Raw genomic sequence first — 14,647 nt, forward strand, 5'->3', positions numbered from 1 at the left:
TTGAAGGGATTAAGAATCCGTATTCTGTGAGCTTTTTTCAATTTGTTTTTATTTTCATGACTTATTTGCAGCGGCGCTGGTGCTTTTTTGACCTTTACATCCTTTATAGTACGCCATTTTTCCACTTATGTTGATAAGGAAATAATGGCATTTGCATGTGAAAAATGGTTCATTAAGAATCTAAATATGAGTAAGTAATTATATATGTCCTTTAATAAAAATAGGTATCAACTAAAAACAAGTATCAACAAAGGATTGGCTATCGTAACTTCATAAAGACTATTGTTACAACAGCTATTATTCCCGATAGCCTGTCTTTGTAAGAAAGGAAGCCTGTATGAATGGGACTGAGAAACAGGCTATTAAGGGGGTTAATAGTGGCTAAAATTTCATATCAGACAATATTTGGGGCTATCATACTGATTTTTGGAATCCTCTTACTGTTCAGAACTACCGGAATATATGACACCGGCCAGCTGTTGAGGTACATCCCTTCTTTATTCGTATTATTGGGGATCTATGCGCTCTGGAAAACGGTTTTTCCAACATAGCAGGGCCTATTATTTTAATAACGATCTTCACAACCCTCCAATTGCTGATTCTTGACCTCATTTCCTGGGAGACTATTTCTCGCTGGTGGCCGGCCCTGGTTATATTAATGGGAATTGGAATTCTAGTTAACAGGAAAGGGCGCCCATTCCCTTCCAGAAAGGGCACTGAAACCGTAGATCTGCTCGCAATTTTAAGTGGAGTGGATGCTGACAGCAGCTCCGAATATTTTAGGGGAGGGGACATTACTGCAATCTTCGGAGGAGTGGACCTTGACCTGAGGGGTTCCAAAATTAAAGAACCGCCCGCAAGAATAAATGTGATCTCCATGTTTGGAGGTATTGATGTGAGGGTTCCTGAAGAATGGCAGATCGAAATGGATGTGCTGCCTATACTGGGTAGTGCTGAGGATGAAAGACCACGAAACTCCGTACGCAAGGAAAACAGTACAGGAAAACCCGATCTGATCGTCACAGGATTCGCTGCATTTGGCGGATTTTCCATAAAGGACTGACCGGTTCTGTAATTCGTTTCGGTTTCCTGCTTTCCCGAGAAAGCTCTAATGCAGTGTTCTTGCGGTTTTTGAAGCTTTATAGCTCTGGAATTTGATGTAACTCAATCGGTTATGGTCCTTTTTGCTGCGAAAACATTCTATTTTTTTGACGAAAAATTTCTTTTTTCTGCAAAACAGGACATATGAATTTATTTCCTGCGTACATATCTCAGTGATACTTTTCCGTCCTCATCGTACTTTGTCCATACCGTGGTATTTGTATCCTGTGACCACATGTACTCGAATCTGGTAGTATTTTCTTCGCTTCCGGATTCTATCACGGCTTTGCAAAAGGTTTTGTTTTCAAACTCTTCAGTGCCGGTAATTGTCATGTTCAGAACTCTTCCGGTGGTTGGATTTTTAACCTGGACCTGGGAACCGACAGGGCATCTGTTGCCTTCAGCTTGCTCGGAGAGGCTGATATTTATTTCGGTATCATTACCTGAAATTGATAGTTTTGTTCCGTCCTCGCCCATACAGCCTGAAGCCATGAGGGCTGCTGTTAGAAGTAATATAAGCAACACTTGTTTTTTTGACAATTTTTATCACCCGAGTTTTATCAAAACCTTATTTCCTATTAAAAAATCCATATGGATCAGAATAGTAAAGAATTCTATATAATAAAGAGTTCTTTACGATGAACTCAAAAGACAAAGAATTCTAAACGAGGAAGAACTTCAAACGGCAAGAATTTTAAATTCGTGGAACTTTAAATTCGAGTAGGATTTCTGCTTTTATCAGACTATTATTTCTTGCAATTTGTTTTTCTAATTAAAGATAAGAGACAGCCATAAAAACTATTCTATACTTTCGTATAAAATAGGATATTCGCAGGGAAAAGGGAAGTTCTCAGCACCTGACCTGTTTTCCCGGCATATGCTTAAATATTCTTACTCTATTTAAGGAGTTTAATTTATTACTTTATTAATAAATATATTCTGCCTGAAATCTTTTTTATGCAGATCCACCAATATCTACACACAACAACAGGTAATTCGGTAGCAAGCGGGGAGAGTCAGGTATAGTTGTTACTGCAGGAAATATGGATGGTAGGAACTATGGAAGAGTAAGCCTCAAATAGGAACCATGGAAGAGTAAGCCTCAAATAGGAACCATGGAAGAGTAAGCCTCAATAGAATGCGTCACCTACTCTTTACAAACCCTTATTCTATAATAGGAGCTACTATGGTAGCTTGAAAAGATGGAATTGCACTCTTCCAAACGAAGCACCCCATTTATCGGGATATGAGAATAAAATATGACAAAAAATTTCTTTGTCAATTATTCCTTTGGAAATTCTTCCTTTGCAAATTCTTCTTTCTGTTTGGAGAGAAGACAGGAAGAAAGAAGCTTTAAACATTGAAGTAAAAAGGAATAAAAAAGGATACTTATCACTCCTATACCGACGGAAAACAGATATATACACATCTACAGAGTGGGCTTTACTTCCATGAATGCAGAAAAGAAAACATTATCTACGCAGGAAAAACAGCAAGGAGCGCTTTCTGAAGCCTTGGTGGACAGGACTGCAGAGATGGTAGCTTCTGCTCTCAAAGCAGAGTTCTGCAGAATTTCCAAGTTTTTTCACGACTATTTTGACTCTCTGGAAAATCGGCCTTTTATTCAGGAAATCGGATGTTTTGGACAGCCTGATAAGTTAGATAAGCTTGCAGGCGGGATCAGTGTCTTTGTAAGAAGCCAGGGAAAAACCGATGCGGTTGTAACGCTTTACAGAACCAGACAGAATGAGTTTGCCCCCGAAGAAGTACGTTTTTTGAGGTATGTCCTGGTTCTGGTCCGTAAAGTCCAGAAATGTAAAAAAATTGATACGGAGCTTCAGGACAGGATAGGTTTTTTAGAATCCCTGCTCAAGGAAGTGCCGAATCCAGCTTATTTTAAAGATGTAAGCCAGACTTTTCAGGACCACAGTGAGCTTTTCACCGGGAAAGCTGCTTATTCTCCCGATAGAAAAATCTCAGGGTATTCCATGCATGAGCTGGAAGAAGTAATTCCAAAGGGGCTTACCGCTATCTACAAAAGGAAAAATGGAAAGGTTTCGGGTGTCTCAGAGGAGTTCGGGATGATGCCTGGTATCTGCAGTATGTTCAGGGAAAGTGAAGAGGCATTGGAAATAGCCCTCGAAGTACAGAAAGTGCTCTGGACAGTCATAAATAACAGCCCTGCAGTCGTATTTTTATGGCAAAATGAGGAAAAATGGCCCGCTGATTTCGTGTCTGAAAATATCTCCCAGTTCGGGTATGAGGTTGAAGACTTCACATCCGGAAGGATCCTTTACGGAGACATAGTCCACATAGAGGATATAAAAAATGTTACTGAACAGCTTACCCGCTGCATTGACGATAACTGTGAGGGCTTCAAAATGGAGTACCGCATCTTCACAAAAGGAGGGGAATTGCGCTGGGTTGATGAAAGGACTTTTATCCAGAGGAATGCAGAGGGAAGAGCGACTCATTTACAGGGAGTTGTCATTGACATTACCGAAAGGAAGGCTGCAGAAGAAGCTCTTGCAAGAGCCGAGCAGCTCCGAAAAAAAGAGATCAACCACAGGATTAAAAATAACCTGCAAATAGTTTCTTCCCTGCTTGACCTGCAGGCTGGACAGTTCAGTGACAGAAAGGTTATCGAAGCTTTCAGGGAAAGTGAAAGCCGAATCATTTCAATGTCGCTTATACACGAAGAACTTTATGAATCAGGAAACCTTGATGTTCTTGATTTCTCGTCTTATATCTGCAAGTTAATAGCCGATCTCCGCACATCATACAGTACCGAGAGTTCAGCTATCCGGGTAAACCTTAATGTGGGAAAAGTTTTTCTCGGAGTTGACACAGCAGTTTCTCTGGGCATTATAATCAATGAACTTTTCACCAACGCTATCAAATATGCTTTTCCCCAGGGCAGAGGAGGAGAAATAAACGTCGGACTTTTTGGGGGAGGAACCGGAGAAGCACTAAACGAAAAGGAAGTCTCAGGTAAGGTCCCTGCCCGGAAGACTCCCGATGAATGTAAGGATATGCATGAACGGTTTACTCTTGTTTTTGCAGATAACGGGATAGGTTTTCCTGAAGGACTTGATATCAGAAACCCGGGATCTCTTGGCTTACAGCTTGTAAACGCCCTTGTGGACCAGATAGAAGGCAGCCTTGAACTGGAAAGAAAGAAAGGCGCGAAATTTAAGATCAAATTCAGGGATAATGTTCTGGAAACAGGCTGAGAAAGGTCTGACCGGAAATCTATACTAACCTTTAAAAATAATCTTTTACAGGAATGCTAATCTATAGATGAAGTACTATTTTCTGATCCTACCAGCTCGAAAAAGGTAGAGAATATCCTGACGCAAAGAAAACCAGACAATTGATCGCCAGGAAATGTAATAACTTTTTGTTATTTAGTATTTAAGCTCAGTACAACTTTTCTACAGAATTTCCTAATTAAAATAAAAGGCAGAATAAAATTATCTTTTCAATATATTTTATATTTATCCTAAATTTTATATAGTTTTCTCCCTTTGTTGTATATTGGTCTGGAATACGGGTATTGAACTCTTTTTAATTTTCAAATCAGGGGGTATGTGTAATGGATATTGGCAAAAAAGTTCTCATAATAACTCTGTTTATTTTTGCCGTTCTTACTACTGCTTTTACGTTTACTCACAATATGCAGCTCTCTAATTTTTTAGAGCTCGAACAACAAGATACACTAGAGAATGTGAAGCGGGTACAAAATACCATTAATACTGAACAGAGTTATCTGGATTATATTGTCCAGGACTGGGCCTGCTGGGATGATACCTACCGGTTTATTGAAGACACGAACGAGCAGTATATAGACATAAACCTCCAGAATCAGACTCTAGCCGGGATTAATGTTAATGTCATGATTTTTGTTAATGATTCCGGAGAAGTGGTTTATGTAAAGTCTGTGGATATCCGTACCTCGGAAGAAAGTCCTGTACCCATGGAGCTTCTTGCAATGATAGAAAACGGAAGTCTTCTTACAAAGGCGAGGACGATTCAATAAGCGGTTTTGTTTTGCTTGATGAAGATCCCATGTTTATTGCGTGCCACCCTATTCTCACAACAAAATATGAAGGACCTTCAAAAGGCACTCTAATATTTGGAAGATACTTTGACGACGAACTCCTTGATTCTTTTAAAAAAGTTACTCGCTCTTCTCTTCTGATGTACAGGACAGATGAAGAGCTGCCTTCGGATTTTCAGACAATAAATGAAAATACACTGAAAGAGCAGGAGGGTGAAATCCATAACATTATGGTCAAGCCTTTGAGTGAGGAAAAGATCGCAGGTTATTTCTGGCTAAGGGATATTCAGAACCAGCCTGCCCTGATTGTCAGGGCGGATTTTCCAAGAGAACTTTATTTACACGGCGAAAAAATCCTTAATTACATGTACTTTTTCCTGCTTCTGACAGGACTAATGACCGGGGTTGGAGTTAAGTTTTCCCTTGACAGGCTGTTTATTTCCAGGCTAACTGAAATTGACAGCTTCATTACAAAGATCGGGTCTGAAAAAGACCTTTCCAGAAGGCTGCCACTGCAGGATAATGATGAACTCTACCGCCTGTCAAGAGAGATAAACAGGATGTTAAACGAAATGGATCTTACAGAACAGGAGTTAAAAGCTCAGGAGCGTGAAAAGAAGGTTCTGCTCGACTCGCTCGACGAGCTGGTTATTTTTGTAAACCCTGAGTTTAGAATTATCTGGGCAAACAAAGCTGCCCTTAAACATATGCAGATTAGCCTTGAAAAGGCGGTCGGAATTTTTCTAAAAGCTGCCCCGGACATAAACTGCCCGTTAGCTGAGTATCTCCAGCTTAATCAGATCTTCGTTACCGGGAAGAAAAAGTCAGTAGAGTTTACTTCAAAAAACGGGAGGATCTGGGCTATTCAGGCAATTCCAGTGATGGACGATCAGGAAAATATTATAGGCATTCTCGAAACCTGCAGGGATGTAACTGAAAGCAAAAAAGCCGATCAGCTTCGAAAAAAAGAGATTAACCACAGAATAAAAAATAATCTGCAGATAGTTTCTTCTCTGCTTGACCTGCAGGCCGAGAAGTTCAGTGATAGAAAAGTTATTGAGGCTTTCAAGGAAAGCGAAAACCGCATTGTTTCAATATCGCTTATACACAAAGAATTATACGAGTCAGGAGAGCTTGACTATCTCGATTTTTCTTCCTATATCCGTAAATTAATAGCAGACCTTTTAAGGTCATATAATACAGAGAACTACGGAATCCGGGTGTACCTTGAAGTTAACAGGATCTTTCTGGGGGTTGACATAGCTGTTTCTCTGGGCATTATAATCAACGAACTTTTTACGAACTCTCTGAAGTACGCCTTTCCTTCAGGGAAAGGAGGGGAGATCAACATTGCCCTGTTTAGAGAGATAGCTAGGGACCTAGAAAAAAGCCAGGCCGGATCTGGAAGAGGATCTGGAAGTTATGAGAATCTCACGCTTACCTTTTCAGATAATGGAAAAGGGCTCCCAGAAAACGTTGATTTCAGAAATACGGAGTCCCTTAGGTTTGCAACTTGTGAACGCTCTTGTTGACCAGATAGATGGAAGTCTCGATCTTGAAAGGGGAAACGGCACAAAATTTACGATTAAATTCCGGGACATGGTTCAGGGAGATAACCTGAAAAATGAGCAGGCATAAAATTGAAAAACATATAAATTTTTGAGTAAAAAGAAAAATTGCTTCCACAACCTGGGGGAGTGTTTTTCAGACAGGGAGAGTATTTATTCCGTAGTGTTTTCTCCCTTTTATAGGAAGAAGCGTAGAACCCATGAAACCTTTATTTCATGGGATATAAGCSTCAACTTCCATAYATTTTTCAATTGTTGATTCTGCTAAACTATTTTTCGTATTAAGTTAMTTTAATAGTAGATACTGTCACCACAACCCAAAATGCGAAAACCAAGCTGAGGGAGTTGGATAACAGGGTATCGTATRCCTGAAGRGATCGGGAACATTAAGCCGRAGAAAACCGGAAGCTCTAAGCATCTCAAGTAATCTCACGATCATATATTCCATTTCACCTGTGGTACGCGGGGTAGAGCCTGTATGACTTGTCCTCAGTAGAGGGAAGGGATGACTCAGGAAGCCGGTAAATCTTTAGTTTAGCGGGAGTTTACGGCAATATCAGACCCATTAATCAGGGATCATTTTATTTTTCCTGTTTTACCATTTCGTTTTCTCTATTTCGTTTTCTCTATTTCGTTTTTACTATTTCGTTTTTATCATTTTGTTTTTATCATTTTGTTTTTGCCGTTTCGTTTGAGATTTGTAAAAAGTTTTCGATATTTGACTAACAATAGACCGCATATTGCAGTATTTTTAATTCTCATCCCTGATTTATCCCTACTTGCGAACTCATTTTCCGTTCAGGATGAATTTTAATATTAATACCTGTATATTTTAATATAGGGTATAAAGGAGTGGATAAGACGGGTGAAAATCGTTTCAAAAAAATCCTGATTGCAACGGATGGTTCGGAAAACGCCGAAAAAGCAGTTTCTTATGGAATTGAGATTGCGCGGGCAACAGGGGCTGAAGTTTATGCCCTGCATGTTGTTTCTACCGAGCACGCAGGCACTGCGCGGACGGTTATGGGCTGGACCAAGGCATTTGAAGAATATCTTGCAGATAAGGGAGAAGCTGCAACCGGCCACGTAGAAAACCTTGGAAAAGAAGCAGGAGTTAAAGTAGAGTCAGTGTATCTGAGAGGCAGCCCGGCTGAAAAGATTCTTGAGTATGCAGAAGGGAGCAATATTGACCTGATAGTTATGGGCACACAGGGCATTACAGGAGTCAAAAGATTCCTTATAGGCAGCGTGGCAGAGAATGTTCTCAGGCACTCAAAAGTCCCTGTAATGATTGTACGGTGATTATAAGTTTTTAGGTTTTGAAAGAACTTTGAAAACCTGATAGTTATTTTTACAGTTTTTATTGCTAATACTCAGGCCAGTAAACAGTCTATCTGGAGGCTGTGCCTGGTATTTTGCTAATTGCTTTTTTCAAGGGTCAGGAACCGGAATTTCAGACTAATAGATGTACTCAGGTTATAGAGTATCCTAAAAGCCCGATATAGAAACTCCTGACCCTCTTTTTACATAAATTGAATTTCCTTAAAATTGAATTTCCTTAATCTTCAAATATCCCTGACCCCTTAAATACGGCTCTTGCTTCTTCAAGGCTCAGGTCTTCCGGAGGCACGATAATATCGGACTCCAGAATTTCTTCGGCTTCAATTGCTTCTCCTTTTCCTTTTATTTCGGAAATTAGCTTTGCAAGCTCTGTCCGAAATTCTTCGGTTTTTCCTTCTGTAACAAGGGCTACAATTCTGTTATCTATCTGGTTTAATTCATCACAGAGGGCTTCAGGCGCCCTGTACTGTCCTTCACCCATGATCCTGATTATCATTTTATACCTCCTTTCTTTCTTCCGGACCTTTGCCTTCTTCCCCTGTTTTCGTTTTTTCAGATCCTTTCCCTGCTTCGGCTTTGAGTTTCGCAAGTTCTGATTCGATACTGGTCTGGGTGCTGATTTTTGCAAGTTCACGTTCGATATCGTCCCTGCTGCCTGTGAGGTCTTCAAGTGTGCCGGCTTCCATAAGCTCGTCAATTGCCTCGGCACGGGCTTTCATTTCGTCAGTCTTATTTTCAGCCCTTTCAAGTGCAAGTCCCACATCTGCCATTTCCTCACTGATCCCTGTGACGGACTCGTTTATCTTCACCTGGGCTTCAGCCGCAGAATACTGGGCTTTAATGGACTCCTTCTTTGTCCTGAAGATCTCGACCTTTGTAGAAAGGCGCTTTTCCGAGGCAATGAGCTTTTCTTCCTGCTTTTCGATTTCAATAATTTCCCTGTCAATCCCATCCACCTGCTGCTGGAGGGCAGACTTTCTCTCGAGGGCAAGCCTTGCAAGGTCTTCGCGGTCAGCTGCAACTGCATCTCTTGCCTGCTTCTCAAGTTTCTCATTGCTCTGGATCAGTTTTGCCCTCTGGAGCTGGAGGCGTTTTTTAGAAGTTGTCACCTCTGCAACACCCTTCTTTACATTCTGCAGCAGCTCCAGCTGCTTTTCATATGAATAGTCGAGAGTTTCCCTGGGGTCTTCCATTCTGTTAAGCACTTTATTCATTTTGGACTTGAATACCATTTCCATCCTTGAGATCAATCCCATGTGTTTTCCCCGTTAATTTTTCAAAAATAATTCTATAATCAGGCTGACGTTTTGTTTACTCACTATATTGGAGCAAGGTTCTTTGAAAACCTTTCTGGCACTTTTTCTCGCAGCACCCTTTTCTTCCTATGTCCTTTGGCTGGAGTTATATTTTTAGTTTATCCGTAATCTATTTTATTTCAGTTTATTTTACGCAAGTTTATTTTATTTTATTTTATTTTATTTTATTTTATTTTAGTTTAGTTTAGTTTAGTTTGTTTTAGTTTATTTCAGTTATTTTATATACGTGATTTTATTTACGATACTTTATTTCACTTATTTTATTTACGATATTTTATTTCACTTATTTTATTTCATGTTGTTCTGTTTCCCTTTGAATCGGTCCTCTATATTTTTATGCCTGCATTATTATATTTCGCATATGATTATTCGTAGTCACGCGAACGTTTTATATATTCAAAATACAACTTATCTAAAGATATTATGGCAAGACCTGAGAATAAGACTGAATTCTTTTATACCGAAAAAGGGCTCATAGCCATAGACAGCCCTGTTAAACTCCAGATCCTGAATTTGCTCAGGGAAGAGCCAAAGTCTTTTGATGAGATTGTAAAACACACGGCAAAAGCTAAATCGACCATTTCCGTCCATCTTAATAACCTCAGGTCATGCGAGCTGGTTGAAGAAAACTCTGATCCTGAAGACCGGCGCAAGAAGATCTATTCCCTGACTTCTCATTATATGGGCTGCTCTCAGAAGCCGTTCATCGGGCATTACAGGAACCTGCTGGAAACAGTTGCCACAAATGGAAACGACAGGTTCCGCTTTATGGAGACCCTTTTTTATGTGCTGCGGTTTGGTTTTGAAGCATATGGGATTAACAATGCCCCTGTTGTCAGGATGATTGGAATCGACATTGGAAAACATCTCTCCTCTAACTTTGAGTCAAGTGCCCCTGAAGAGCTTTTTAATGAAATTGCAAGCTTTATTGAGTTTCATGGAGACTGTCAGGTTTCTGTGCTCATGGGAAACTCTCCTGCTTTTCAGGTTGAAGATGACTTCAAGGCCAGGTCCATGCCGGCTACAGGAAAACCTCTCTGTGCCCTCAGAGAAGGTATAATTGAAGGAGTCCTTAAAGAAAAACTGGGAAAAGAGTGCGGAGTCCTGGAAACCGAATGCTATGGAACCGGACACACACACTGTCTTTTTGAGATTACAATATGAATTATTTTTTTAGATGCACGACTTTACATAACTATTTTCCTCAGGAACTCAGCCTTTTAAGAGACAAATATTTCAATGCAAACTGCCTCACAAAAGTTTACTGGAAAACCTGATTTTCGGGTCCAGGCTGAGTTTTTCCTTCAGGAAGGCAGTTGTTAATGAAAATTAACGGGAATCTCCGATTACGACTCCCATTTCAGATTTCAGGCGCGGGCCTATTGCTGCCACGATTCCCGGTCCGTCTGTCTTTTCGCGGCATATGACTGCATGCTCAAGCAACCCCAGGCGCTCGATTTCGTAAATATCCCTGCCGTGCCCTGTTCTTTTTATTGCACTTTTTATTTCAGAGCGAGTAGCACCATTAACAATAACCCGGTCGGTGCTTGCTTTTTTCCAGCTCCACCAGAGGTCAAGCTGTTTTTTGGTGAAACGGGCTTTTGTTTTTTTGTTCGCCTCAAATACTTCAATTTCGACCGGCAGGTGAGGAATCAGGCCGAACCTCGATGCAAGCTGTTTTGGCTTTCCGTTGCCCAGGGCTTTGAGTTCCTCAGCCTCAACATGCACAGGGGTGCCGATATTGACTATAAAAGCGTCTTCCGGAAAAGCCTGAAGGAAACCCATGTACACTTTCCCAGGTTCTGCTTTTTTTACAGGATTTCCGTACCTGGATGTCAGGATATTTTCTGATACCTCTTCATCTTCTCCCTCGAGGGAAAACTCTGTCCAGTTTTCCGGGGTAATAGAAACTTCAACCTTTACCTCAAGGTCTTTCAATTCATTCTCAACCAGGTTTTTCAGGAGTTCAGCCATTCTTTCCCGGTTTTTTCCATAAATATGCTGGAGGGTTACAACTTTTCTCATTTTCTTCCTGCCGATTTATTCTCTTTTGCCTGCCTGCACCTGCCGTGAATCACGTATTTTCCGGCTTTGAGCTCTTCAGGTAAAATTCAAGGAGACCTTCGGTCTCATCCAGGGCTGAAATTACTGTCTCGTCAACAGGAGTTTCTGCCTTTTCAATCTGGTTATGCAGTTTTTTGACATCCCTGCTGTAAGGGCCAAGTTTTCTGGAAACCATTTCCTTGCTCTGTCCCTTTTCAATTGCTTCCCTGTAGATGCTCTCTATTTTATTTCTGAGATTCCTGATCTTTTCAAGAATTTCAGCACTGAAAGGGTCAAGCTCTTTTGCTTTTTCACTTTCGGCTTCTCCTTCCAGTTCTTCGGGCTCTTTGTCTGCAGTTTCTTCGCCTTCCCCTGCTGTTTCATCTTCTCTTGAGGTAAGGCTTTTTTCTCTGGAAAGAGACTCTTTTGCAATTATATTTCGGAACTCTTCAAGGGCAGTTTCCACTTCTTTTCCATATTCGGTAAGTTCAACAAACTTTATCCGTCCTTCGAATGTGAATCTTATAAGTCCGGACTGTTCCATCTTCGAAAGGATCCTTGTAGTATGTGCAAATGTCGAGTCTATCTCCTTTGAAATAACTGAAGCGTACGTTTTTCCCATAGAACCTATAAATAGCAGTGCAAGCGTGGGTTTTTCCTGCAAAAACAACTTTTCTGCATCTTCGTCGGGCATGAATATCACACAGAGTTTTTTTAGCGGATTATTTCCGGAACTGAGCTCAGGCGTTTATTATTCTTTAATAGTTTATATAATATTTGAACAGTTTTTTATTTCTGGTACCCGGATGAGTATTACTTTTCATCCTGAAAGTGCCAGGATTATTTTCTTTATTTCGACTACAGGAGCATCTGTTCTGAAAGAAGTCCCGCTGAAATGAGTTCTTGAGGCTTCAAATCCGCTGGCTTTAAGTGCCTCTATGAGGCTCTCGATACCTGTTGCAGAAGCCCCCAGTTCTTTGCAAATTACATGCTGGTCATAGAACATAGGGATATCGAGTTCATCCCTGCAGAATGTAATTATTTTTCTGGCTTTATCTTTTGTATTCAGAGGGTGCGCTTCAAGCTCTGAAATCACTTCATTGCAGAATTCCGGTTCTTTGAAAGGCCCAAGCCATAAAGGACCCGCAATCTTCGTCAGTGCCCCGCAGGCAGGGCATTCCCGCTCAATATGGACGGCAAGCCCATAAACAGGCCCCCTGAACCCGCACTTGGGGCAGTGAATGCTGAATCCCATGGACTTCAGGGTCCTGTCAGCCTGTTTGGTCCCGGGGATGATTTCGAGATAAGCACGGACATAATGGCGTGTAACATGGGAAAGCAGGGGAGTCATCCCTTTTTCGTGTTTTGCAAGCTCCCTTGCACAGGCTCCGAGCAGAACCCTTAAGCCCATCTCGCTGTGGTATTCCGTGTTCAGAGGTACCGCTGCATACTTTCTGATCCCTGAGTTAAGGTGGGCTCCACAGAGGGGCGCAGTATCCGTTGCAGTAACCGAGAGCATACTCTGCGCCGAGGTTGCAGCCGCATCCAGATAAGGCGCAGGAGTTCCGAATGGGTCGACATCCACGATATGGAATTTCTGCTCATGAAGCAGAACATTAGCGTTCTTGCGCGTAGCCTGGGCTTTTTCTTCAAGCCCGTTAATTTTTATATTTTCCTTTATCAGTTCGAAGGCTTCAGAGCTCCAGTCATTCATGGTCGCATTGATCCCTACCTCTCCTGCGATCCTGAGCCCCCGGATTCCAGATGCTGAAAAGGCATCCACGTAGCGGATCTCCTCTCTCTTTATATCTTTTCTTGAAAGAAGCCTCTCCACAAATGCTGCAGTTGCTGCAACGTTGATATCACGGTTCAGCTCCATCTCCGGGTTATAGAACACCGGCGCTGCCGAGGGAGGGAAATTTGCATCCGGAGGTGGGACCGGAACCGAAATTTTTGTTGTCCCTTCCACTATGGTTCTACAGATCATCTAAAGCTGCTATACTTTGGGATATTATTTTACAGTGATGGTCATCCGCATGTTTGGATATCCGTTAGCGTTGAAATTGTAGCTTCCGGTTTCAGTGAATGTGTAATTAAAGGTGTTTCCGTATCCAAGCCTCTGGTCCTCGAAAAGCCCTTCCTCGCTGGTCAGGGTAAAAACACTGTCTTCAAAATTCCTCCATACAACAAGATCCCCTGTATTAACCTCCAGTTCCGAAGGAATAAACACGTAGTCCCTGAGCCTTACAAGGTAAGTTCTTGGTTCGGTTCCCGCAGACTGTACATTCGTGGCTTCTTCCTCTTCGCCAGTCAAGTTTTCGGTTTGTTCTTCTTCAGTTCCGTCCCCCATACCCGGAGTTAACGTTTCTCCAGGTGTTTCCGTCTCTTCAAATGTTTCTGTTTCCCAGGGCGTCCCCATCTCCCCGAATGTTTCTGTTTCCACCGGCGTTCCCATTTCTTCTGGTATTATTGTCTCTTCTGGAGTCTGCTCTTCTTCATATCTCTGCGTTCCTCCTGAAGTCCCGCCAGAGCCGCTGGAATCACCGGAGTCGTCCTCTTCTTGCTCCTGATCTTCCCCCGAATTAAGGCAGCCAGATATTAATACTGACAGGACTATGAGGAGCAGAATGAACTTTTTTATTGCCATTACTTCCCCCTTGCTTGAGTTTTATTTTTGTACTCCCAGTTCAATATAAGCCTTATTAAATAATAACACTTTCTTATAATAAGCCTTATTTTAAAAAATAGTTTGTTTGTGATCGATTTTACCGATTTTCCCTGAAAAACTAACTTCTGGAGTTAAGGTTAGCCAGCTTATTAGAACCTATCCGAAAAGTCCTGCTGCTCTGAGTGTTATCCATGCGCATGCTAAATGTAGCATAGCAAGGTAATTCTCAATTTTCTTTTCCCATCTTATAAGCAGTCTTCTGAATCTGTTTATCCAGGAATGTGTCCTTTCGACAACCCACCTCCTTGCCCTAAAACCTGGTATCTCTATTCTTACTTTTTCCTCCCCACGGCTTTTGATATGGGCAGTGTAACCATATTCTTTAACCAGTTCTCTGATATCAGGAAAATCATATCCTTTATCCATACACATATTCTGAATAACATCATCTGGAGAAGTTCTTTCAAAAATAATGGCATCTAAAGTCTCTTTTACAAGCTTTTTATCGTGACGATTTGCTCCATCAACAGTAACCGATAATGGTATACCT

Annotated in this window: 15 protein-coding genes; 7 read left to right on the plus strand and 8 right to left on the minus strand. The window is 41.4% G+C overall.

Translation table 11 applies throughout. The features are described 5' to 3' along the window. Window positions 1-592: 592 nt before the first annotated feature. Window positions 593-1,063: a LiaF domain-containing protein gene (locus FXV91_RS17975; protein WP_229392165.1), complete on the plus strand. Its 471-nt coding sequence runs from the start codon at window positions 593-595 to the stop codon at window positions 1,061-1,063. A 188-nt stretch (window positions 1,064-1,251) separates the two neighbouring features. Here the strand turns inward: FXV91_RS17975 and FXV91_RS17980 are convergent, their stop codons facing one another. Further along, complete coding sequence (locus FXV91_RS17980; RefSeq protein WP_229392166.1) at window positions 1,252-1,641, minus strand: hypothetical protein; 390 nt, start codon at window positions 1,639-1,641, stop codon at window positions 1,252-1,254. Between the two features lie 911 nt (window positions 1,642-2,552). On the opposite strand from FXV91_RS17980, the gene FXV91_RS17985 reads away from it, so the two are divergent. From FXV91_RS17985 to FXV91_RS18000, 5 genes are all read left to right on the plus strand, one after another. Continuing rightward, window positions 2,553-4,334: a histidine kinase dimerization/phosphoacceptor domain -containing protein gene (locus FXV91_RS17985; protein ID WP_229392167.1), complete on the plus strand. Its 1,782-nt coding sequence runs from the start codon at window positions 2,553-2,555 to the stop codon at window positions 4,332-4,334. A gap of 362 nt (window positions 4,335-4,696) precedes the next feature. After that, entirely contained in the window at window positions 4,697-5,140 is a 444-nt protein-coding gene (locus FXV91_RS20060; RefSeq protein ID WP_255680700.1) for a CHASE4 domain-containing protein, read from the plus strand. A gap of 11 nt (window positions 5,141-5,151) precedes the next feature. Beyond that, window positions 5,152-6,693, plus strand: coding sequence for a histidine kinase dimerization/phosphoacceptor domain -containing protein (locus tag FXV91_RS20065; protein WP_255680701.1), 1,542 nt, complete (start codon window positions 5,152-5,154; stop codon window positions 6,691-6,693). Continuing rightward, window positions 6,668-6,799, plus strand: coding sequence for a hypothetical protein (locus FXV91_RS20070; protein ID WP_255680702.1), 132 nt, complete (start codon window positions 6,668-6,670; stop codon window positions 6,797-6,799). Before FXV91_RS20065 ends, FXV91_RS20070 begins: the two co-directional genes overlap by 26 nt. 782 nt (window positions 6,800-7,581) lie before the next feature. After that, window positions 7,582-8,031 (plus strand): universal stress protein, encoded by a 450-nt coding sequence (locus FXV91_RS18000; RefSeq protein WP_229392168.1) that lies wholly within the window; start codon window positions 7,582-7,584, stop codon window positions 8,029-8,031. A 256-nt stretch (window positions 8,032-8,287) separates the two neighbouring features. Here FXV91_RS18000 and FXV91_RS18005 read toward each other — a convergent pair whose 3' ends face one another. Together FXV91_RS18005 and FXV91_RS18010 are read right to left on the minus strand one after the other, a co-directional pair. Beyond that, window positions 8,288-8,566 (minus strand): hypothetical protein, encoded by a 279-nt coding sequence (locus FXV91_RS18005; protein ID WP_229392169.1) that lies wholly within the window; start codon window positions 8,564-8,566, stop codon window positions 8,288-8,290. Between the two features lies 1 nt (window position 8,567). After that, window positions 8,568-9,326: a PspA/IM30 family protein gene (locus FXV91_RS18010; RefSeq protein WP_229392170.1), complete on the minus strand. Its 759-nt coding sequence runs from the start codon at window positions 9,324-9,326 to the stop codon at window positions 8,568-8,570. A 483-nt stretch (window positions 9,327-9,809) separates the two neighbouring features. Between FXV91_RS18010 and FXV91_RS18015 the strand changes: the two genes are divergently transcribed. Then, window positions 9,810-10,550, plus strand: coding sequence for a V4R domain-containing protein (locus FXV91_RS18015; RefSeq protein ID WP_229392171.1), 741 nt, complete (start codon window positions 9,810-9,812; stop codon window positions 10,548-10,550). 165 nt (window positions 10,551-10,715) lie between these two features. On the opposite strand, the gene FXV91_RS18020 is transcribed toward FXV91_RS18015, so the two are convergent. From FXV91_RS18020 to FXV91_RS18040, 5 genes are all read right to left on the minus strand, one after another. Continuing rightward, entirely contained in the window at window positions 10,716-11,411 is a 696-nt protein-coding gene (locus FXV91_RS18020; RefSeq protein ID WP_229392172.1) for a DUF2110 family protein, read from the minus strand. A 49-nt stretch (window positions 11,412-11,460) separates the two neighbouring features. Then, complete coding sequence (locus FXV91_RS18025; protein WP_229392173.1) at window positions 11,461-12,123, minus strand: MarR family winged helix-turn-helix transcriptional regulator; 663 nt, start codon at window positions 12,121-12,123, stop codon at window positions 11,461-11,463. A gap of 126 nt (window positions 12,124-12,249) precedes the next feature. Further along, a complete protein-coding gene (locus tag FXV91_RS18030) occupies window positions 12,250-13,416 on the minus strand; it encodes a tRNA (guanine(10)-N(2))-dimethyltransferase (protein ID WP_229392174.1) in 1,167 nt (388 codons plus the stop codon). A gap of 24 nt (window positions 13,417-13,440) precedes the next feature. Continuing rightward, the gene (locus tag FXV91_RS18035) at window positions 13,441-14,076 is read right to left on the minus strand and encodes a cell surface lipoprotein (RefSeq protein ID WP_229392175.1); all 636 of its coding nucleotides are present in this window, start codon (window positions 14,074-14,076) and stop codon (window positions 13,441-13,443) included. Window positions 14,077-14,253: 177 nt separating this feature from the next. Further along, window positions 14,254-14,647 (minus strand): IS5 family transposase (locus tag FXV91_RS18040; RefSeq protein WP_229392176.1); only part of this gene is annotated, 394 nt, incomplete at its 5' end.

Origin of the sequence: Methanosarcina sp. DH2 (genome assembly GCF_020804225.1) — an archaeon.
Taxonomy (GTDB): domain Archaea; phylum Halobacteriota; class Methanosarcinia; order Methanosarcinales; family Methanosarcinaceae; genus Methanosarcina.

Excerpts from the sequence above, each read along its gene's own strand:
- FXV91_RS18020 (WP_229392172.1), bottom strand. The coding sequence starts at position 11,411 with ATGAGAAAAGTTGTAACCCTCCAGCATATTTATGGAAAAAACCGGGAA.
- FXV91_RS20060 (WP_255680700.1), top strand. The coding sequence starts at position 4,697 with ATGGATATTGGCAAAAAAGTTCTCATAATAACTCTGTTTATTTTTGCC.
- FXV91_RS18030 (WP_229392174.1), bottom strand. The coding sequence starts at position 13,416 with ATGATCTGTAGAACCATAGTGGAAGGGACAACAAAAATTTCGGTTCCG.
- FXV91_RS18015 (WP_229392171.1), top strand. The coding sequence starts at position 9,810 with ATGGCAAGACCTGAGAATAAGACTGAATTCTTTTATACCGAAAAAGGG.
- FXV91_RS17985 (WP_229392167.1), top strand. The coding sequence starts at position 2,553 with ATGAATGCAGAAAAGAAAACATTATCTACGCAGGAAAAACAGCAAGGA.
- FXV91_RS18005 (WP_229392169.1), bottom strand. The coding sequence starts at position 8,566 with ATGATAATCAGGATCATGGGTGAAGGACAGTACAGGGCGCCTGAAGCC.
- FXV91_RS18010 (WP_229392170.1), bottom strand. The coding sequence starts at position 9,326 with ATGGGATTGATCTCAAGGATGGAAATGGTATTCAAGTCCAAAATGAAT.
- FXV91_RS18035 (WP_229392175.1), bottom strand. The coding sequence starts at position 14,076 with ATGGCAATAAAAAAGTTCATTCTGCTCCTCATAGTCCTGTCAGTATTA.
- FXV91_RS18025 (WP_229392173.1), bottom strand. The coding sequence starts at position 12,123 with ATGCCCGACGAAGATGCAGAAAAGTTGTTTTTGCAGGAAAAACCCACG.